16 protein-coding genes are annotated in these 21,632 nt (G+C 43.0%); 13 read left to right on the forward strand and 3 right to left on the reverse strand.

The annotated features are described in order from the left end of the window. The first annotated feature begins 63 nt into the window (after nt 1-63). The 5 genes from ASG93_RS06005 to ASG93_RS06025 are packed head-to-tail and all read left to right on the forward strand — an operon-like array spanning nt 64 to nt 9,327. Nucleotides 64-1,524: a sulfatase gene (locus ASG93_RS06005; protein ID WP_056829836.1), complete on the forward strand. Its 1,461-nt coding sequence runs from the start codon at nt 64-66 to the stop codon at nt 1,522-1,524. A gap of 34 nt (nt 1,525-1,558) precedes the next feature. Continuing rightward, complete coding sequence (locus tag ASG93_RS06010; protein ID WP_056829838.1) at nt 1,559-2,320, forward strand: ABC transporter permease; 762 nt, start codon at nt 1,559-1,561, stop codon at nt 2,318-2,320. Continuing rightward, nucleotides 2,296-3,126, forward strand: a complete 831-nt coding sequence (locus tag ASG93_RS06015; protein ID WP_082614723.1) for an ABC transporter ATP-binding protein — start codon at nt 2,296-2,298, stop codon at nt 3,124-3,126. The genes ASG93_RS06010 and ASG93_RS06015 overlap by 25 nt, the downstream gene beginning before the upstream one ends. A gap of 54 nt (nt 3,127-3,180) precedes the next feature. Continuing rightward, entirely contained in the window at nt 3,181-4,275 is a 1,095-nt protein-coding gene (locus tag ASG93_RS06020; RefSeq protein ID WP_056829840.1) for an ABC transporter substrate-binding protein, read from the forward strand. Nucleotides 4,276-4,308: 33 nt separating this feature from the next. Beyond that, nucleotides 4,309-9,327, forward strand: coding sequence for a family 20 glycosylhydrolase (locus ASG93_RS06025; protein ID WP_056829841.1), 5,019 nt, complete (start codon nt 4,309-4,311; stop codon nt 9,325-9,327). 50 nt (nt 9,328-9,377) lie between these two features. Here ASG93_RS06025 and ASG93_RS06030 read toward each other — a convergent pair whose 3' ends face one another. From ASG93_RS06030 to ASG93_RS06040, 3 genes are all read right to left on the reverse strand, one after another. Continuing rightward, the gene (locus ASG93_RS06030) at nt 9,378-10,076 is read right to left on the reverse strand and encodes a response regulator transcription factor (protein ID WP_063891786.1); all 699 of its coding nucleotides are present in this window, start codon (nt 10,074-10,076) and stop codon (nt 9,378-9,380) included. 5 nt (nt 10,077-10,081) lie between these two features. Continuing rightward, nucleotides 10,082-11,593 carry a sensor histidine kinase gene (locus tag ASG93_RS06035; protein ID WP_056829845.1) on the reverse strand — a complete coding sequence of 504 codons (1,512 nt, stop codon included), beginning with the start codon at nt 11,591-11,593 and terminating at the stop codon, nt 10,082-10,084. Between the two features lie 198 nt (nt 11,594-11,791). Beyond that, a complete protein-coding gene (locus ASG93_RS06040) occupies nt 11,792-12,076 on the reverse strand; it encodes a transporter (RefSeq protein WP_082614724.1) in 285 nt (94 codons plus the stop codon). A gap of 260 nt (nt 12,077-12,336) precedes the next feature. Here ASG93_RS06040 and ASG93_RS06045 point away from each other — a divergent pair, with 260 nt between their 5' ends. The 8 genes from ASG93_RS06045 to ASG93_RS06080 all read left to right on the forward strand — a co-directional run bounded on the left by ASG93_RS06045 (nt 12,337) and on the right by ASG93_RS06080 (nt 21,455). Next, the gene (locus ASG93_RS06045) at nt 12,337-13,185 is read left to right on the forward strand and encodes an amidohydrolase family protein (protein ID WP_056829847.1); all 849 of its coding nucleotides are present in this window, start codon (nt 12,337-12,339) and stop codon (nt 13,183-13,185) included. A 31-nt stretch (nt 13,186-13,216) separates the two neighbouring features. Beyond that, complete coding sequence (locus ASG93_RS06050; protein ID WP_056829849.1) at nt 13,217-13,987, forward strand: SDR family NAD(P)-dependent oxidoreductase; 771 nt, start codon at nt 13,217-13,219, stop codon at nt 13,985-13,987. A gap of 114 nt (nt 13,988-14,101) precedes the next feature. Further along, nucleotides 14,102-15,199, forward strand: a complete 1,098-nt coding sequence (locus ASG93_RS06055; RefSeq protein ID WP_056829851.1) for a mandelate racemase/muconate lactonizing enzyme family protein — start codon at nt 14,102-14,104, stop codon at nt 15,197-15,199. Nucleotides 15,200-15,291: 92 nt separating this feature from the next. Then, nucleotides 15,292-15,615 carry an L-rhamnose mutarotase gene (locus ASG93_RS06060; protein WP_056829853.1) on the forward strand — a complete coding sequence of 108 codons (324 nt, stop codon included), beginning with the start codon at nt 15,292-15,294 and terminating at the stop codon, nt 15,613-15,615. Nucleotides 15,616-15,673: 58 nt separating this feature from the next. After that, nucleotides 15,674-17,308, forward strand: a complete 1,635-nt coding sequence (locus ASG93_RS06065; protein ID WP_056829855.1) for a response regulator — start codon at nt 15,674-15,676, stop codon at nt 17,306-17,308. A gap of 3 nt (nt 17,309-17,311) precedes the next feature. Next, on the forward strand, nt 17,312-19,069 hold the full coding sequence (locus ASG93_RS06070; protein WP_056829857.1) for a sensor histidine kinase: 1,758 nt from the start codon (nt 17,312-17,314) through the stop codon (nt 19,067-19,069). Nucleotides 19,070-19,085: 16 nt separating this feature from the next. Then, a complete protein-coding gene (locus ASG93_RS06075; protein ID WP_056829859.1) occupies nt 19,086-20,072 on the forward strand; it encodes a substrate-binding domain-containing protein in 987 nt (328 codons plus the stop codon). A gap of 21 nt (nt 20,073-20,093) precedes the next feature. After that, entirely contained in the window at nt 20,094-21,455 is a 1,362-nt protein-coding gene (locus tag ASG93_RS06080) for an ABC transporter substrate-binding protein (protein WP_056829861.1), read from the forward strand. Nucleotides 21,456-21,632: the final 177 nt, after the last annotated feature.

Genomic DNA, 21,632 nt, shown 5'->3' on the forward strand with positions numbered 1-21,632 from the left:
AAAATTATAAATACAATAAAGTTAAATCAACTAATTCAATTATGTTGCAGCAGGAGGTCTTCCATGAGAATTATCTATTTAGATATCGATTCGCTTCGTCCTGACCATATGAGTTGTTATGGCTATAACAGGAAGACGACGCCGAATATCGATAAGATTGCTTCTAGCGGGATGATCTTTAATAGCTGCTATACAGCATCCTCCCCTTGCGTGCCATCCAGGGCAAGCTTCATGTCTGGCCGGTTCGGCATTAACCATGGTGCCTTGACGCACTGGGGACCTGGCGGAGAGTTTCAGTATCCGGAAGGAGACGGGCACAGCGAGGAAGTTCCGTTTTTCAGTAGACATTTACGCAACGCTGGTTACAAAACAGTCACCTTCTCCACGTTCGGAGATCGGCACCATGCCTGGTGGTACTTTGCAGGATGGAACGAAGTACACACACACACGCTAAAGGAAGGGAACGAGAACGCTGATGAAGTAAATGCTTCCGTAATTCCGTGGCTGAAGCAGCACGGGAAGGAAGATAACTATTTCCTGCACATCCAATACTGGGACCCGCACGCTTTCTATACGTATCCAATCGCATATATGGAGCAGTTTAAGGATGAACCAGTGAAGCCTTTCCCGGACGAGGCTGAGATTGCAAATCAACAGCATCATAGCTTCCCTCGATCTGCGTCATTCTTGCATTGGGGCAATAAATACCCAGCTACAATGCCTGGGCAAATTACGAACCGCTCGGATTTCAAGCATCTTATCGATGGTTATGACGGTGGAATCAGCTATATGGATAAACATGTTGGCGAGCTGCTGAACACACTTCAGGAGCTGGGCATTGAAGATGAAGTCTGTTTCATTATCAGCGCGGATCATGCAGAGTCGATGGGCGAGCAAGGCATTTATGTCGAGCACCCAAGCGCAACCGAAGCCGTCCATCATATACCGCTCATCATCCGAGTGCCCGGTGTTACCCAACCGGGGCAAGTGGTAGACGGCTTTGTCTACAACGTAGATGTGATTGCCACGATTACGGATCTGGTTGGACTTAAAGTTCCATCCGGCTGGGACGGCAAATCGTTCCTTCCGGCGCTCAAGGGCGAACATTGGAACGGCCGTGATTACTTGGTTATGGATCATGCACTATATGTGTGCCAACGCGCAGTGCGGGATGAGAAATGGTATTTCATCCGAACCTACCATCCTGGCTTATACTTGCATTTTGATGAAGTCATTTTATACGACATGGTCAATGATCCGAATCAAACTGTCAATTTGGCGAGCGATTACCCAGACGTTGTGAAAGAAATGGATCACCGTCTTTCCACATGGCTGCATGAACAGGCACGCAGACCGGACTATAAGGTAGACCCGATGCAGAAAGTACTGGAAACAGGCCCGTGGAAATATTTGAAAGCGGAAGACTGGGTGCGCAGATTGGAGCAGGCAGGTTGGAATGAAGCAGCAAACAACATCAAACGAAAATACCAGAGAGAGGCACTGCAGCCTGCATATGACGGCTAATGATTTCTAATCGGATCAAGAAGGAGGATGTTCTATGAAAAGATTTCCAAGCTGGCTTTTGACCGTTATTTCCATCGTTATCGGAATTGTAGTATGGTACCTGCTTTCTGCCATACCTGCGGTTGGAGCGATTATCACGAGCCCACTTAGAGTTGTAAAAACACTGCTAGTCGAAATTGAAAGCGGACGTATGTTGTCTAATATATGGGCAAGTCTGCTTCGCGTCCTTGGCGGCTTTTCACTCGGATTAATTGTCGCGATTCCAGCCGCTTTCCTAATGGCATGGTACGCATTTGTCCGTGCGATTGTTGATCCTTGGATCCAATTTTTCCGCACGATTCCGCCTATCGCTTTAATCCCCCTCGTTATCGTTTCTCAAGGCGTAGGGGAATCCGCAAAGATCAGTGTTATTTTTGTGGCGACGTTCCTCGTAATGGTCATCTCGATCTTTCAGGGGGTTCGTAACGTCGATCCGACGCTCATTCGTGCAGCAAGAGTTCTGGGTGCGACGGATAAGCACATTTTTCTTGAAGTCATTGTTCCGGCATCGTTTCCCTATATTCTTGTCGGAGTCAGGCTTGGCCTTGCCGCGGCTTGGACGACATTAGTAGCTGCTGAGCTCACAGGCGCAAGCAAAGGTTTAGGCAATATGATTATGGAAGCAAGCTTATACTTCCGAATGGATGTCGTTATTCTCGGCATTATGGTCATTGGCCTCATCGGATTAAGTATGGATAAATTCGTACTCTTCTTAGAAAGGAAGCTGACAGGATGGCAGGAGCTCAGGCAAGGATAATAAGTGATTTACAGGTACATCGTGGGAATGCGGCCGCTAAAATTGAGATTCGAGAACTTTCCAAGGTCTACAAAGGTCGTAACGGAGATACGGTAGCCTTGCAAAATACGGATCTTACGATTATGCAAAACGAGTTTGTCAGCGTCGTCGGACCCAGTGGCTGCGGCAAAACGACGCTGCTGAACATTATTGGCGGTCTAGAGCCGTCCACCTCCGGCTCGGTCAAGGTCGATGGTATCGAAGTGAAGGGCCCAGGCAAGGATCGCGGTGTTGTGTTTCAGCAGTACGCGTTGTTTCCATGGAAAACCGTTCAAAAGAACGTCGAATTCGGCTTAAAGCTTAGAGGACTGAGTAAGCAGGAGCGCAAAGAGAAGGCCGAGTATTACTTGGAGCTCGTCGGTCTTAAAGATTTCGCAAATGCTTACCCAAAGGAACTTTCTGGCGGTATGAAGCAGCGTGTAGCAATTGCGAGAGCATATGCCGTTCAGCCTGAAGTTCTGTTGATGGATGAACCATTCGGCGCCTTGGATGCTCAGACTAGAGCACAGCTGCAGGAGGAACTGCTGAAGACATGGCAGAAAGAGAAAAAAACTTGCTTCTTCATTACGCACGATGTGGAGGAAGCAGTGATTTTGGCCCAACGCGTTATTATCATGAGTGCAAGACCAGGCAGAATTAAAGAAATTATTGATATCGATATTCCTTACCCTCGAGATCAGTCAACCAAGCTGGATCCACGATTCATAAGTATTAAAAATGAAATTTGGTCCAAAGTATACCGTGAATATCTTGAAGTTTCAAAGTAAAGATCCATAGGCGAAAGCTAGTATAACTAACATACATTTGGGAGGTCTTTATCCATGGTTGCTCAATTTAAATCTCTTTCCAAACTTACGGTTACTTCTGCATTATTCAGTGTGACTATTCTTCTAAGTGCGTGCGGCTCAGGCAGCAGTCCTACGAACGCCGGTAACGCCACACAGACACCTGCGGCACCGGCCACTTCAGCTGTCAGCACGCCGACACCAAAGGCTGAATTGAAGATGGAGACGATTAATTTCGCGTATATGCCGAATATGGGAGGCGCTGCTCCGGTTGCGTTAGGTGAGGATAAAGGATTTTTCAAAGAACAAGGCATTAAATTGAATGCGGTTAAATTCCTAAGCGGTCCACCTGAGTTTCAAGCTATGGCGTCAGGTGATATCGACATCGCTTATATCGGTCCCGGCGCTACGTTCTTATCCGCTCAAGGTCAAGGCAATATTGTTGGTCTGGTCTCTCTCGGAAAGGCCGATATGGTTCTTGCAACGAAAAAATCCGGCATCCAAGAGTGGAAGGATCTGAAAGGTAAGACTGTAGGCGTTCCGAAAGGAACTTCCGGCGAGATGGTCCTTAACCTTGGTCTTGAGAAAGGAGGTTTAAAGCCAAGCGATGTAAATATGGTGAACATGGATGTGGCAGGAGCTGTGTCCGCTTACGTGGCAGGCAAAGTAGATGCCGTTGCAATTTGGTCACCATATACGGTGGAAATCGAGAAGCAAGTAGGAAAAGAAAACATCGTGAAGCTAGGCGATAACAGCAGTTTTTACCCAGATTACAGCTTCCCGTCTAGTTGGGTCGCTAGTCCGAAATTCCTGAAAGAGAAGCCTGAGCTTGCTGAACGATTTATGAAAGCGATGAACAAAACGACGGATTACAAAATTAGCCATCTGGATGAAGCTGTCAAGTTGACGGCGTCGTATACGCAAGTGCCTGAAGACAGCCTGAAGCAAGAGTTAGCCTCCATCGATTGGATTGACAGCAAGAAGCAAGCGGAAGTGTTTAAAGATGGAACAGCTAAAAAATGGTTTGATAACTTGCAAAAGCTGTTCGTTGATACCGGCAAGGTGCAAAGTACAGTTCCTTCAGAGAAGTTTATGACAACAGAACCTGCCATTAAAGCAATGCAGCCTTAAAATTTGTTAAGTGAAAAAGAAGAGGAGGAACTTATGAAAAAAAGGATATTGAATTTGAATAAGCTGGTATCAACTGCAGTCGCGGTTACAATGGCATTTAGCGGAGTAATGGTGTCACCTGCAAAGGTGATTATGGCTGACACGGTGAATGCGATGCCGCCAATTATTCCGAAACCTGCAAGCTTTACAGGTAGAACCGGTTCTTTCACCGTAACGGCTAGCACTAAGATCTACATACAAGGCAAAGATGCCGCAGAAACCCAAGAAATTGCTGACAATGTGGGGGCTTATCTGAAGAACAAATTTGCCAAAGCAGCAGGTTATACGTTAAGCATTTCACAATCGGCACCTACTGGAACAAACTATATTTACTTTACAACAACAGGTGGCGACAACTCTGCATTGGGCACCGAGGGTTATAATCTTGAAGTAGCTGCAGACAGCATTACAGTAGCAGCGAACAAACCGGCAGGTTTGTTTTATGGCATGGACTCCATCAGACAAATGCTTCCAGCTGACTTTGAAAAAAACTCTTTGGCTAATGGTGTGACGTGGAGTATACCTTGTGCGACGATTAGCGATATCCCAAGATTTGGATATCGTGGTTTCATGATCGATGATGCCAGACATTTCATGACTGTTGATGAAGTCAAACGTCAAGTCAACAATGCTGCCCAGTATAAGATGAATACGCTGCACCTCCATCTGAGCGATGATCAGGGTTGGCGTTTGGAATTGAAGAATTATCCACAGCTTGCCAAAATCGGCGGTTCTCAAGTCATTGACGATTTCTATGCTACCAATGACTTTGGTGGATTAACCAAAGGCAGCGCTGCCTATTATAAAGCAGCTACTGGCCCTGCAGGAGCAATCACAGGTTATTATACACAAGATGAGTTTAAAGATATCATAGCCTACGCACAGGCACGATATATGCAGATTATTCCTGAATTTGATGTACCCTCCCATTCAAATGCGCTTTTGTCCACATATGGCTTTGTAAATCCAAATGGACAACCCAGCACTCAGTCAGGAAATACTGGGAAAAACCTTCCGTCGAATCCATATACCGGTAATGGGGTCGGATTCGACTCATTGACAGCCGGAGACCCAGCCACGATGGCATTTTTGGATAACTTATTCGCAGAAGTAACGGCCATCTCCCCATCCCCTTATATTCATATGGGGACGGACGAAGCAGCTTCGACAACATTAGCTGACCGTAACTGGTTTATTGATTATCTGACATCTCTCGGTGTTAAGTACAACAAAAAAGTAATTGGCTGGGATTCAGCAGATGCTATTAATTCAACTTATCATCTTACCGATGTCATGCAGTATTGGCATAACTTGGATAAACCTGCCGTTCCTGGTAATGCCTTTAACCAAGGCAAGAAGGTAATCGTATCCAATCAGAACTACTCCTATCTATCCAAGAGAATGACTGGCAATATGCCGATAGGTAGAGGCACCGGTACTACTTGGCCTAATGTCCTGCCTACAGAGAATGCGTATTATGATGATCCTCGTAATCTGATTGGGGCAACCAGCGACGACCAGATCCTAGGAGTAGAATGTGCTCTTTGGGCTGAAACCGTAGGCACACCCCAAGGCTTAGACATGCTTTTCTATCCAAGACTCCCTGGTTATGCGGAAATAGGTTGGTCTCCTAGAGGTACCAGCGGATCAGTAGGCTGGAACGATTATAAGGCAAGACTGCTAGCCAATACGACAAGAATGACATACCAAGGAATAGGATTCTTCCCTGATCCATCCGTATTCGATGTCAAGGTACCCGTATCGTCAGGCAATGCAAATTCTTATTATAATATGAATGAAAAAACATCAAGTTCTACACTTGAAGACGTTATCAACGGTAACAACGCAACAATATCCGTAGCGACAGGCGTAACGCCATCAGGATCCATTAAAACGGATCCCAATGATTTAAGTCCAGCATTTGGAAATGCGTTATCCTTTGACGGTACCAAAGGAAATTATGTCAATATAGGTAAATCCGATATACCTAAAGGCAATGATTGGACTGTTGCTCAATGGGTTTATAGGGAGAATATAACAGCATATTCTGCTCTGACTGTAGTTCTGGTCGCTGGCGATGGTGCCGTTATTAAGAGTGAGCAGTATAATAACAGTAAAAAAGTTGGAATTTCTGGACTCGATGCTAATGGAGTGAAAAAAGATTTCCAGTTTAGCAATTATAGTGGAATACCTGTAGGCACATGGACACATCTTGCTTTCGTTGGTACATCCACAGGTACAAAACTATATGTAAACGGAACATTAGCTGATACGTTAGCTGTAGGGTCACAGGGTATTGTAAGTACTACGGGTACAACGGCTCCATTAGCTGCATTTCCCGGCCCTAGAAAAACGCTTGGTGCTGAAAATCCATCTTCTACCTCTACAAGCTTCAAAGGAAAAATGGACGAAACGAGGATCTTTGAAAGAGCATTGAGTGCTGCTGAAATTACAGCTCTTGCAACTGTGCCTTCAGGAACCGAGCCAGCACCATTTTTTGAAGATTTTGAAGCAGGTTTTGGCAAATGGACACCTGTAGCTGGAACACCTTCAACCGATACGGCACTAAAAATGAACGGTGGAAACAGCTTTGTTGTTAATGAGGGCAATGATGCGATTTCAAGTAAACTGCCTCAACCAATCAATGGGGTTGCATCACTTTGGTTCTACGATACAGGGTTATCAGGACTTAACCAACAAGCGTTGGTCTATGATTCTACAAATCCAATCGGTCTGATCGGAGTGGGCATCAATAGCAGTATCAGTAATAACTTTTATTCAGTTACAACCAGTACCGCTCAAACCGCTGCGACAACGATTTCGAGAAAAACGGGTTGGCATAAAGTGATGGTTGACTACACGTCCAATAGCTCAGTAGACATCTATTTAGACAACAACAAGATAGGTACTGTTTCAGGGTATGCGAAATTTGACACGATTCAATTGGGAGATAACGCATCAAGCTCATACTTGGGTACACCAACAGGATATTATGATGATGTTCAGATTAATAATTTCTCAACATCTCTCGCTGTACCTGCTTATGCTTCACCTGATTCAAGCTTAAGCGCCCTTATGTTTAATAATGGAACAGCCGTTTCTGTTGATTATTTCACTGGGGGGCAGAAAACGTATGATGTGAAGTTGCCGGCTGGAACGACTACAATTCCTACGGTTACAGCAACACCAAAAGTGGCTGCTTCAAATGTGGTTATCACTCAGGCTGCGGCTTTGCCAGGAACAGCAACTGTACAGGTAACAGCACTGGATAGTTCTGTGTCCACCTATACCGTTAATTTCAAAGTTCTTCCTCAACTCGTTCCTGCAACAATACCATCAAGTTACAGTGCAACTACTACCATGAACACACCGGTTTCAGGTAAAGTAGTACCAACGGGGGCACAGGCTGAATATCCGGCGATCACCTTCGCAACAGTCGCTCGAGGAACAAAAAATGAAGTTGGTACGGTTTCTACTACAAATGGAAAAGTGCTTGTAAATAACGATGGTACGTGGGTTTACAATCCTAAGCCAGGGTTTACTGGAACCGATAGCTTTATGATTGATGTAGACCAAGGTACTGGAGCAGCGGTAGCACAGACCACAGTAAACATGACCATAAATCCAAATACGGCTCCTGCAGTCAGTGACTATAGTGTCAACGCAAATCCTGGCGTGCCCGTTACTGGCAAAGTAGTAGGAAGTGACATAGATGGGGATATATTGGTCTATAGTGTATTAACCCAACCGATAAAAGGAACGGTTACCTTACAGGCAAATGGGGTTTGGTCCTATACGGCTAATACCAGTTCATCAGGAGCGGACAGCTTTGTAGTTAAGGTGGATGACTATAAAGGCGGAGTAGTAAACTCAACCGTGACAGTCAATGTAACCGATGAAGAACTTAATATTACAACTCAACCTGTAGGTGCCACATACGATGTAGGTGATGAAGCAAACCCTCTAACTATAGGGGCAACTACAACTTCGGGTGTAATTACGTACCAATGGTATTCCAATACTAGCTCATCAACAACTGGCGGAACGCTGATAAGTAATGCCACAAATGCAGCACTCACACCTCTTACAACAAATGCAGGTACTACATACTACTACTGTGTTGTAAGAAATACTAATTTCGGTCTCACAGCAATCTCTAATATTGTCGGTGTTGAAGTAATTGAAAAGCCTGATATTACTCCCCCTTTAACTGAAGCTGCTTTGGACGGAGTGAAAGGCTCTGAAGACTGGTTTACTTCAGACGTGACAGTATCGCTTCAAGCTCAAGACGATCATACCGGTGTAGCGTCTACTGAATATTCATTGACTGTCATTCAGAGTGTGTACGGTCAATCGACGAATGGATTCGTGCCTTATACGGCTCCGCTCCTGCTCAGCGATGGAATTTATCAAGTGCAATATCGCTCGGCAGATAAAGCTGGAAATGTAGAGGCTGTCAAATCTATTTCCGTCAAGTCGGATACAACTTCACCGATGTTCACTGTATCGGCGAACGGAAATCCACTGACGGAGGGTGCGGTATTCGAGGATAGTCAGACAGTAACGCTTGCTTTACAAAGCGCAGATAACTTATCCGGCATCGCTTCTCAATCCATAACGGTGGATGGAAAGCCGTATGAGTCTGGAACGGCGTTGAATTGGGCAGGTCAGCTCGGCACTCATTTCATTCAAGTTTCCGCCCTGGATCAAGCAGGGAACACGAGTCAACAGATGACGAACATATCTGTAACGACAAGCGGCACTTCCATGCAGCTATTGTTTGCGGCATTCTCTGCAAGCGGCGAAATTAGCGGCTCGCTACGAGATCAGCTATCAAACAGCTTGACTCAAGCTCTAGATCAGTCCGCCAAAGGTCATAAGGATCAGGCAATTAAACATATGCAGGATTTACTTAAGCATATGGGGTATATGGAGCAAGGTAACATTTCTAATAATGCGGAGCAAGTTCTGACTACTGATGCGAATGCAGTAATTGCAGCCTGGTCGAATTAAGCGTGAACATATTATGAAATAATTGCTAAGCCAAAAAGTAAGAGGAGGACTCATAGTCCTCCTCTTGCTTTTTGTATAAATGGCGTTACATTCAGTTCCCGAAGCAGGGTAGTCACTTCTTTGGTTCTCTTCTTGTTGAACTTTTTCAAAATCACATTAATTTGCGATTTGATGGTGGATAATTCGACTTGCCGTTCCTTTGCGATTTCCGTTATTTTCATATCTTTGAGAAGTAGATCTAGAATAACTAGCTCCGAGGGGGTCATCTGTGAAAGAATCAACGTCGAATTCAACAACGATTCCTGCGTGCGGCGGATCCTAGAGAACTCATTTTTGATTTTATAGGCAAACTCAGGGCGAACTTGTACATTTCCCGCATGAGCTGAACGAATGCTTTGAATAATGGCTTCGCTGGAGCTTGTCTTCAGCACGTAATCGACAGCACCTGTTTCGAAAGCGCTGAATACTGTTTCATCATCTTCATGCACCGTAAGGAACACGATTCGTGTTTGCGGATGAAGCTCAAGCACTTTTTGTGCGGTGATGATCCCGTCATGTCTCATTTCCATCTCGATATCCATAAGAATCAGCTCGGGTGCTCCCAGCTCGGCTATAAGCTTCAGCACTTCTTTGCCGCTAGAGGCTTGTCCAACTACCTTCAAATCATCTTCTAGATCTATCAACTCACAGAAATGCTCCCTCAGAACATCCAAATCTTCAGCAACGATAATACGAATGGGTGCTATCATGTCCATCAACCTTTCTTAGCCTCTAGTTTCAACACATATAGCGGCATAATAACTTGGAAGGTGCTGCCCTTTCCGGATTTGCTGTCAAGATGAATGCGTCCGTAATGTCCAAGCACGATATGCTTCACATACGATAAACCGACGCCCCAATTTTTATTTGTATTTTTACTTGTATAAAAAGGATCGAAAATCTTATCCTGCAGATGATCAGGAATACCCGGACCGTTATCCGAAATTTTGATGATCACCCAATTATCTTCTTCATAAACGCAGAGCTGAATAACGCCTGCAGTGTCGGATGCAATAGCTTCAACCGCATTGATCAGCAGATTGTAAATCACTTCTGACATATGTTCAAAATCAGCTAGGATCATGGGTTCAGTTTCAGGTCCTGTACGCTCAATGATGATGTTAGAAGGTAATGAGGACATCCTTCCCAGCGTATGAGCGATAAGCTTTTGCACGGATTGGGGCCTCAATTGAAGATGGCTTGTTTTAAATGACTTGTACAACTGATCGAGTCTTCCGAGCGTTTGGTTCACAATGACGTCCGCTTTACTCAGCGCCGTCTCCATCTTTTGAACATCGGCAGTTCCACCCGCGACACTTTGATTAGCTTGCTTGATGAGGAGCTGAATCATGAGCAGTTGATTTTTCACGGCATGTGTGAACACTTGAGCGCCCATATTAGCGGTATTTAGTTTTCGCTCCAGTATTAGGTCCTCATTGCCCATTTTCTTCTCAATTTCCGTATAACGCCAAATGGAGAATATGCTGATAACAGATAAAATACCTGTAAAGCTAATGCTTATATACCACTCAAACAGGGTTAAAGGCGGGTTGAAATTTGAGAAATCCGAATACAGCACATAGAAGGTGCGAACGTCGAAGACCTGTAAAGGACCCATGAAGCCAAGGTAAAAATAAAACAGAACAAGCGAGAGCACGCCGAAGATTATAAACTGGCTTTGTCTTTTTAACCATGGAATCGTTACGCGTTGATATTTCCAAATCATGATAGATACGGCTGCGCCGGCAGATAGAACAAGCCATCCCCTTGTTACCCAACCAACGATATAGGTATTGTTGCGATCCATGACTGACAGAGCCCATTTGTAGATAATGGGATCATAGAAAATCAGATTGGCTAGTGCAGGCAAAAGAGTTAACGCATATACCTTCCACATGCGCTTTGCCTTTTTGTAAGACATTAAGGATATCGACAGTCTGATTAAGCTAAAAATAAAAAGAGACCGCCCAACTGTAAGCATACGGCTAATTCCCTCGATTTTGATAGGAGCATTCAACAGCATATTGCGGATCGTGTCGTTGAAAAACAATACAATATTTACTCTGTAATAGAATCCGCCGAACTTGGCAATAAACAAAATCAATCCGGACATGCTAAGAAACCATCCGACTAGCACAAGCCCCATCCAATAAGCGGAAGGGTTACGCGCTTTGGCAATAAAGAGTGTAATGGCTGCAATCATGAGCAAGATAAGGAGTATCGTCATTGTGTCACCTGTTTATAAGTAGTACCTCTAATATAACACATTATGATAGTTCTGCCTGTCATCTTAATAGGAATTTCGGAGATTAATTAGGTGCATTTCTACAGATACAATGGCGAGGTGGTCACTAAGAGGGGTCCGTTTAGTCAATTCACCTTAAGAAGGATGAACAGTCTAGGCGGACCTATTGTTTGGTTATTTTTAGTAAAGGGTAGGAATCGGGGGACACGCTACCGTATCAATTGACCTTGAATCTATGCCGAAAAACATCCAGAATGATCCCGTCCATCTAAAACCTGATGTTCCGAAGGACTCTACGCGAATCGGAAAAAACCAGAAACTGTCGCCATTCAGCAGCCATACATAGGTGTACTGATGCACACAGTCGATCATGTAGGTACCATAAGGTTTTGGAGGGATATATGCAGGCGGAGGAGGCAGAGGTTGTCTCGTTGACCCGCTAACTTCAGATTGTTGCATACCCATCGTTTCATTCCACTCCCTTTAAATTAGGTGTTTATCATTCTTAAACATGTTATGTAGGTGAATCACCATTTGTCTGTACAGATGCCTAATATCCATTTTCTTAGTTAGGTACAGTTAAGTTAGGTACAGTTAAGATTGACATTTCCCGATAAAGCATTTAACATTTATCATACATGATATATTAAGTTTGGTTCAGTCCATAAAGATTCATGACCCTGGTAAAGTCTATGCTGCAATCATTGAATAGGAGGGGATTAGATATGAGAATTGATGCGCATCAGCACTATTGGAAGCTTTCCCGAAACGATTATGGATGGCTTACACCAGAGCTTACGGTTCTTTACAGAGATTTTTTACCTGGCGATTTGACCGAGCAGTTACATCAACACGGAATTAATAAGACGATCGTTGTTCAAGCTGCGCCAACCCTGGAGGAGACAGAATTCCTGTTAAGCCTTTGCGAACAAGATGAAACTTTGGCGGGCGTAGTCGGATGGCTGGATTTTGAGGCAGATACGTTCCGAGAATCGTTTGCTGCATTGCGTAAAAATCCTTATTTTATCGGGGTTCGAATCATGCTGCAGGACATTGATGCGTCTGAGTTTTTGCTGCGTCCAAATGTTATTGATCATTTGAAGTTTTTAACGAGGCATGATTTCCCTGTAGATTTGCTAATCAGAGCAAGCCAGCTGCCTGTGATCGTAAAGTTGCTCGAACAGATCCCCGATTTGAAAGCAGTCATCGATCACATCGGAAAACCGCAAATTGCCAAACAAGAGAAAGAACCTTGGCAGCAATTGATTTCTGAGGTTGCGGCATATCCGAATGTATTCTGCAAATTATCTGGTATGGTAACCGAAGCGGACCTTTTTAATTGGAAGGAATCTGATTTTAGTTTTTATATTCATCATGCCTTGAAATTCTTTGGAAAGAAAAGAGTGATGTTTGGCAGCGACTGGCCCGTGTGCTTATTGGGAGCCAACTATTCGCAGGTCATTGATATTTTGCTTCATAATTTACCGGATACATTAACGAGTGACGATATGGACGATATTTTCGGGCAGAATGCAAGCAGGTTTTACAATTTGAAAACATCACATCATACATGATATATTCAAAGTGAGGAGTGAGGTTAATAGGATGCAATTACAGGGAAAAGTGGCGATCATTACGGGCGGGGCTTCTGGAATCGGTGAAGCGACAGCCAAACTATTTGCGAGTTTTGGCGCGAAGGTGATCATTGCAGACTGGAATGAAGCTGAAGCAAACCGTGTGGCCAACGAAATTCATTTGATGAATCCGTCATGTGGCAGCGCAATAGCTGTAAAAACAGACGTCTCATCGGAGCAGCAAGTCAAGCTGCTTGTGCAGCAGACTGTCACCACATTTGGTTCCATAGATATTTTATTCAATAATGCAGCGGTTGTTTTACCCAAAGAGTTGGAAGATATAACCAGTGAGGAATGGACGCGTGTTTTGGATATTAACTTGAAAAGCGTCTATTTAATGATTAAATATTGTATACCTGAAATCAGGAAAAACCGCGGTAACATCGTGAACATGGCTTCATTAAACGGATTAATGGGCCAGCGGCAGAACCCGGTTTATTCGGCAACGAAAGGCGCCGTTATTGCGATGACGAAAGCATTAGCGCTTGATTACGCGAAGGACGGCGTACGAGTGAATTGTATTTGTCCTGCGGGCGTTATGACGCCGTTGTTAGAAGAGTGGATCGGGCAGCAGCCGGATCCGGCTGGAACAATCCAACAGCTGATCGACATGCACCCAATAGGGAGATGCGCAACAACGGAAGAAGTTGCCAAAGCTGCCCTGTATCTTGCAAGCGATGCGTCTGTTTTTATTACCGGCGTAGCGCTTCCTGTAGATGGCGGGGCATCGCTAGGCTACTAAAAGTCGATTATTTATGTTGACAGTATACGGGAATAAGATTAATCTATTCTTATAATCATACACGATATATGATACACAATACAAAATGGATAATAAATTAAAGGAGCTAATAAGATGAAAATTACAAAGGTAGAAAGTTTTATTCTGCACGTTCCATTAAATCCCCCGATTACGGATGCGATTAATTCACCTACGCATTGGGGATTGCCAGGTGTTAGAATTTTCACGGATGAGGGCATTGTTGGCTATGGCTATACAGGTACATGCGCTAACGGAGATAAGATGATCACAGATACGATTGATGGTTATTATGCGCCTGTTCTTTTAGGTAAAGATCCGTTTATGGTAAAGGAAACATGGGATGAGCTCCGGTTTGGCAGCATGCATTGGATCGGGCGCGCGGGTATTACGCATATGGCACTTGCAGCTGTTGATATTGCGTTGTGGGATATCATGTCGAAGGCGTCCAATAAGCCGCTTTGGCAATATCTTGGCGGACATAAGTCCAAAGGAATTAAAGCATACAATACAAACGGCGGCTGGTTAAACTGGTCTCAGGAAAGATTGCTTAAAGATATTAGTTCCTATGTTGAGGAAGGCTTTACAGGGGTCAAAATGAAGGTCGGAAAGCCGAACACCAAAGAAGATTATGATCGCGTTAAAGCAGTAAGAGAAGTCATAGGCAGTGATATTATTTTAATGATTGATGTTAACCAACAATGGAATATCAATACCGCTATGACTTGGGGGAAAAAGTTAGAAGAGTTCGATTTATTCTGGTTGGAAGAGCCGCTGAATCCTGATGACGTTATGGGGCATAAAAAATTAGCGGATGAATTAAATGTACCGATTGCTTTAGGCGAGCATGTGTACAATAAATACGCTTTCCGTGATTATATTCATGCCGGAGCCGTAGAGTATGTGCAAGTTGATTGCACCCGCGTTGGAGGCATCACCGAATGGCTGCAGGTTGCAAGTCTTGCGGCAGCATACGATTTACCCGTTGTTCCGCATGTCGGAGATATGGGACAAATCCATCAGCACCTTGTTGGAGCAACGCAAAATGCCATTATGTTAGAATATATTCCTTGGATTCGCGATATATTTGTTGAACCCGCAACGGTGAAGAATGGCTTCTATGTCCTCCCGCAAATGCCAGGTGCTTCGACAGAAGTGATACCGCAGTATTTTGAAAAGTATCGGGTAAAATAATCGTTTTCAAACGGGGCAGACGTAGGTAATAATCGTTCTGTCCTTTATTTTTTTACCAAACTATTTTATATTCTAATAAATGAGGGATGAGCATGAAAAGACACGGATGGGTCATTAAAGTGAAGAAGGATAAAATAGCCGAATATAAAGCTTTGCACGCGGCAGTATGGCCTGAGGTACTAAATAAGTTGAGAGAATGTCATGTTCAAAATTACTCCATCTTCTTCAGAGATGGATTACTATTTAGTTACTTGGAGTACACGGGACAAGACTTTGAGGAAGACATGGCTAATATGGCTGCTGACCCTAAGACGCAAGCGTGGTGGAAACTAACAGATCCGTGCCAGGAACCGCTTGATTCCGCTGCGGAAGGAGAATGGTGGGCGTCGATGGAGGAAGTGTTTCATATAGATTAGGCCACAAATCGGAATAAAGCTATGATATGATAAAGGCAAAACAGTCACCGGAGGAATCATGTACAAAATTGCCATTATTGATGACGAAGAGGAAGTAAGAGAAGGAATTGAAGATCTTATTCAATGGAAGGATCATGGATTCGAATTCTTAGGCGGCTTTGAAAATGGGAATGAAGCTTTGGAAGCATTCGAAAATCAGATACCTGATCTGGTGCTGACCGATATTTGTATGCCTTTTATGGACGGGATTGAGCTAACTCGTCATATTGCGAACAAGTATCCATTTACCAAAGTGATTATGTTGACTGGATATGACGATTTTGAATACTCGCAGCAGGCAATCAAATTGAGGGTTTACGATTACTTATTGAAACCGTTTTCATCCAAACAACTGCGCAGTGTTCTGGATAAAGTGAAGCTGGAGATGGATGAAGAGTATAGACAGAAAGAGGACTTGAATAAGCTAAAACTGCAATTAAATCAAAGTTTGCCGCTTCTAAAGGAACGGTTTCTAGAAAACATGGTTACTTCGTATACGAAAATAGAAGAATTAACGGAGAAGCTGGATTTCTTTAACATCCGGCTTATTGGTGCATGCTGTGTAGCGGTCGTAATCGATGTAGATGACTTTGGAGAGCGAAGCATGTCGCAAACAGTGACCGAAAAGGAACTGATGTATTTCGCCGTTTATAATATTGTAGAAGAAACTATGGGCGGGGATAAAGGCGGAATTGTCTTTCGCAACCGCTTCGACAAGGTCGTGGTGATACTTTCTAGTGAAGACAAGACGCATGTGTATGAATTGGCTCAAAGCCTTTCTGAGGAAACCCGGCAATGTATAGAGAAGTTCTTAAAATTTACCGTAACCATTGGTATAGGAGACCCTAGCAGCTCCCCGCAAGGAATTGTTAATTCGTTTCAAAAAGCCATTGCAGCACTAGATTACCGTTTTTTACTGGGAAAAAATAATGTGATCACTCTTGCCGATCTGGAAGTAAACAATCGAACACGAATTGAAATATACCCCGAGTGGGAAAAAAAGCTGATATTGGCTATAAAGACGGGAACGGGCAAAGAGGTTAACGCAGCGATTGAAGAATGTATCCGAAATTTAAAGCAATCGTTTATTCCTATGCAAAGGTGTTATTTTTATATTCACAAGATTTGCTTGTCGCTCGTGGAAGCAGTGATCGGTTTTGATGAAACGATCATTTTTGAAGATCCGCTCAACCCGTTGGCTGAAATGTATTCATTCAAGACTTTAGATGAGATTGAACTATGGTTAAAGAAGATTTGCAAACAAGCGGTCGGAGTTATCTGCAGTCAACGAAACAATATTTCGATGTCGAAAATGGTCATGGCCGAAAGCTACATCAAAGAAAATTTCTCCAATGAAATGATTTCTTTAAACGACGTTTGCCGGCATGTTCATATAAGTCCGAGCTATTTCGGCACGGTGTTCAAAGCACATACGGGTGAAACCTTTATTGAATATGTCACTCGCATCCGTGTTGAGAAGGCCATGGAATTGTTAAAACGTACAGATTTAAAAACATATGAAATCGCTCACGAAACAGGTTATAAAGACCCTCATTATTTCAGCTTAATATTCAAGAAAAAGGCCGGCGTTTCTCCGACGGAATATCGTGAGAAAACCAGAAGCGATCCTCAGCATGAGGTCGAGGAGGATTAAACATTGCGTTGGTTCGCGTTTAAACGAATTCAATCGAGTATTGCCGCTGCGATCTCTTGTCTAATATTATTAACAACTTTAATTTTGAGTTTTATTTCTTATCATTTGTCTGCTGATGCAGTAAAAAAGAAATCTCAGGACTCTACTACGGAAATCATTAACCAAGTAAACAAAAGTATTAACTCCTATATTGCCAGTATGGAATATATTTCTGTGATGGCGCTTAACAATGCTGATGTTAGGGAATACATCCAATCTTCAAGTAATAATAAACTAATCAGCGATAACGAATTGAGAATGCGGATTGGAGATTATTTTCATTCGATCCTAAGCTCGCGTAAAGATTTTACATCGATCATGCTTCTTGGTGAAAATGGCACTTACTATGTATCGGATCGGGCAGATGCAGATTTGAAGCCTAGTTTGAATATTAGCAAACAATCTTGGTTTATAAAAGCAAAGGAAGCCCAGGGACTGGTTTCCATCTCTCCCCCGCACATTCAAAATATATTCCGTAACGAATACCGTTGGGTAATCTCCTTTAGCCGTGAAATTCGGAGTGCCAATAACCAAAAGAGCCTTGGTGTTTTTTCGATAGATTTGGACTTTGATGTTATAAACGATATTTGCAGTGACATTCATATTGGTAAAAGCGGCTATATTTTTATTGTTGATGAAGCGGGCAAGATTATTTACCATCCCCAGCAGCAGATCCTCTATAGCAATTTAAAATCGGAAATGATCGAACGAGTTCTTCATTCCGATAACGGAAACTTTATAACGAATGAAGGCAATGACAGCCGGATGTATACAATCCAAAAATCAGGCTATGGATGGATGATCGTCGGTGTCGCTTATTTGAATGAACTTGTGAGTAATAAGGATGAGATGAAACTGTCGTTTGTTTTCTGGGGAGTTTTTTGTCTCTTGATAGGCTTAGTTTTTGCATTGATCATATCGCGTAGATTGTCAAGTCCGGTGAAGAGGCTCGAATCGTATATGCGGGATATTGAAAAAGGGAACTTCGATATCAGATCAGATATTAGGTCGGCGAATGAGATTGGAAAATTGAGCCAACGTTTTAATATCATGATTAGTAAAATACGAGAACTTATGAATCAAATTGTCGTAGAGCAGGAGTTTAAACGTAAATCTGAGTTGAAAGCACTTCAAGCTCAAATTAATCCACATTTTCTTTACAATACACTAGGTTCAATTGTATGGATGGCTGAAAGAAAGAAAATGGAAGAAGTTGTTGAGATGACTTTGGCTTTGGGTAATTTGTTCCGGGCCAGTATAGGTAAAGGTAGCGAATTAATACCGATACAAGTGGAGATTGAGCATATCACGAATTATTTGACGATCCAGAAAATACGTTACAAGTCGAAACTGGATTTTCAAATTCATATTGACGGCCGTATTCTGCATTGCAAGACGCTAAGACTAATTTTACAACCGCTTGTTGAAAATTGCATTTACCATGGCATCAAAAACAATGCCGGTACGGGGACGATTCAAGTCATCGGAGAAAAATTGACCGATCGTATCTTACTGAAAGTGATAGATAACGGCGTAGGGATGGAAGAAGAGCAGCTGGAACAAATTTTGATTCAAAACAATAGCCTCGATGACAATGGAGTAGGGGTTACAAATGTAAACGAAAGACTACGGCTATATTTTGGCGAGCCTTTTGGGCTAAATTTTAAGAGTGTTCCGGGAGTAGGCACTGAAGTTACCGTTTGCATCCCCATTATCGATTAGGGAAGGCGATACAATAATGAAAAGAATGGTTATCATGTTAATGGTCGTTCTGCTGGTCGGTGCACTATTCGCTATGGTGTACAAGTTCATTTCGCAACAAGCGCATGAGATGAAGTCCAAGATCGTTATTGTGACAAAATCAAGCGATCGTAACCTGGAATTTTGGCAGGCATTAGCTGCAGGAGCAAAAGTTGCCGCCAAGGAATTCGGGGTAGAAATCGAAATCGTAGGTCCGCGTGCGGAAAGCGATGTGAATGGTCAAATGAATATATTGGATAACATTGTTGATTATGGACCTCAGCCCCAAGTCATTATTTTGGCGCCGATCGATGCTGATAAGATGACTCCAATCGCGGAAAAAATAAAGAAAGCAGGCATAGAGCTTATCACAATTGATTCCTCCGTAAAAGGAAAACTGTACCCAAGTGTCATTGCCACTGACAATATGGCAGCTGGAGAAAAAGCAGCGGCCGAAGCGGTTCGATTACTTCCATCTTCGTCACGAGTTGCTATTATTAATATTAATAAAGGCTCCACGACTTTTTTTGAAAGGGAACGGGGGATAAGGCAGAAGCTTGCGGAGTATCCAGATTTCCAGATAAAGTACACTCTTTTTTGTGACGGAGAAGAGGAGAAGGCTTACGAAATTACAAAAAATCTGCTTAGCGAAGGCGATTCAATTGAAGGAATAATTGCCTTGAATGAAACAGCTACTCAAGGCGCTGCAAGGGCAGTCAAAGAAATCGGCTTGAACCGAGACGTGAAGCTTATCGGATTTGATAGCTCGGCTCAAGAAATTAATTCACTCGAAGAAGGGTATATCCAGGCTCTCGTTGTGCAGAAACCTTTCAATATGGGCTATTTAGCCGTAAAGTCATCCGTTCAATTATTAAACAAGTCGAAAATCGATTCACAAATCGACACGGGTTCCGAAATCATCACACAAGCCAATATGTTTACGGATGAGAATGAAAAACTTCTTTTTACATTCGGAGAAAGGTAGCGTGAGATCCAAGTGTATAAAATGCGGGTAATCCTCGTGTTTGTTCTCCTAACCGTTCATTTGCTCACCTTGAGAAGTGATAGGCAATTTGGAAGCCAACTCGACCCAAACACGGTGGAAATGGCCAATCATGCTGCTCCGGGTAAAAAGCCTTTTTCAGGCGTTAGACTAAAGGCGGTCTTAATCGGTGGTAGTACTTATGAAACATTGTATGAGACCATTCCTAAATTTGAGCAGGAGACAGGCGCTAAGGTTGAGATCGTATTTAAAGGCAATAATTTCGATGTGGACAAGAAAATAAATAGAGATTTAGCAGCAAATAAGGTTAACTATGATGTCATATCTACCCATTCAAATACTTATTTACAGTATGCTGATTCATTAGAACCATTGAATAATTTGTTTACAACAGATGAGCTCCAAGACTTCACTCCTTCCATTCTTAATGCTGGGAAAATAGACGAGATATTATACTTGATTCCTCGATTGGCAGACATCAGTGTGTATTATTATCGGACGGATCAGTTTAATAACGAATCCAATAAAAGTAAATTCAAAGCGATCTATAAATACGATTTAGCACCTCCCCAAACGTTGGATCAGTTGAGGGACATTTCGATTTTTTTCTCGAAACGGGGGTATGGTTTATACGGTACACAATTTGCGGGTAAAGAAGAAGCGATCACAGGCCGGTTCATGGAACTTACTCAGGCATTTGGCGGCGATTTCTTTGACGATAATAAGAATGTTGTTTTAAATCAAATAGGCGGATTAAAAGCAGCCCAATATTTAAGGGATCTGTATGTAGCGGGCGCGATGCCAAAAGGGGTGATGAACTTCCTATGGGATGAAGTGGGAAATAACTTTGCGAACGGAAAAATTGCCATTTATTCAGAGTGGCCTGGGTGGTATTCGATACTCGATGATCCGAGAAGTTCAAAAGTTGCAGATAAGTTTGACGTTATTCGCGCACCAGCAGGACCAAGCGGAATTCATCCGGGATGGGGCGGCGCTCACGGTTTCGCGATAACGAAAGTAAGCAAAAATAAACAGGCTGCAGCAGCGCTTATTAAGTTTTTGACTAGTACTGAAAATATGACGAACGAATCAAGACTGGGTGCAACTCCTGTGCGTATATCGGTATGGGAACAAGTGTTAAGCGCCGCAAAATCAGGCGATGGGCGAAAGCAAAATTTCTACAATACCTTAAATATAGCTTTAAAAGAGGATTTCCGTACACCTCCGCGTATTAAACAGTGGATTCCGCTTTCAAATATTTTATATCCGTATCTACAAAAGATAATCATAGGTAATATGTCCCCGCAGGAAGGCTTAGATGCTGCGGCGAAGGAAATCACGAAAATGATGAATGAAACGAAATGAGAATAGGATTTAACCGCTGCTTTTCTCTCTTTGAGGAAGGCAGTTTTTTGTTTCTTTAAGAAGTGGAATTTTAGACCATCACCGTGGAAAATTCTATTAACAATTGAGACCAGTCACGTTAATCTATGTATAGATCATACATGAAACATGCTGCTTAAATCGAACTGGAGGTAAAAT

It is taken from the genome of Paenibacillus sp. Soil787 (genome assembly GCF_001429545.1).
In the GTDB taxonomy this organism is placed as follows: Bacteria; Bacillota; Bacilli; order Paenibacillales; family NBRC-103111; genus Paenibacillus_E.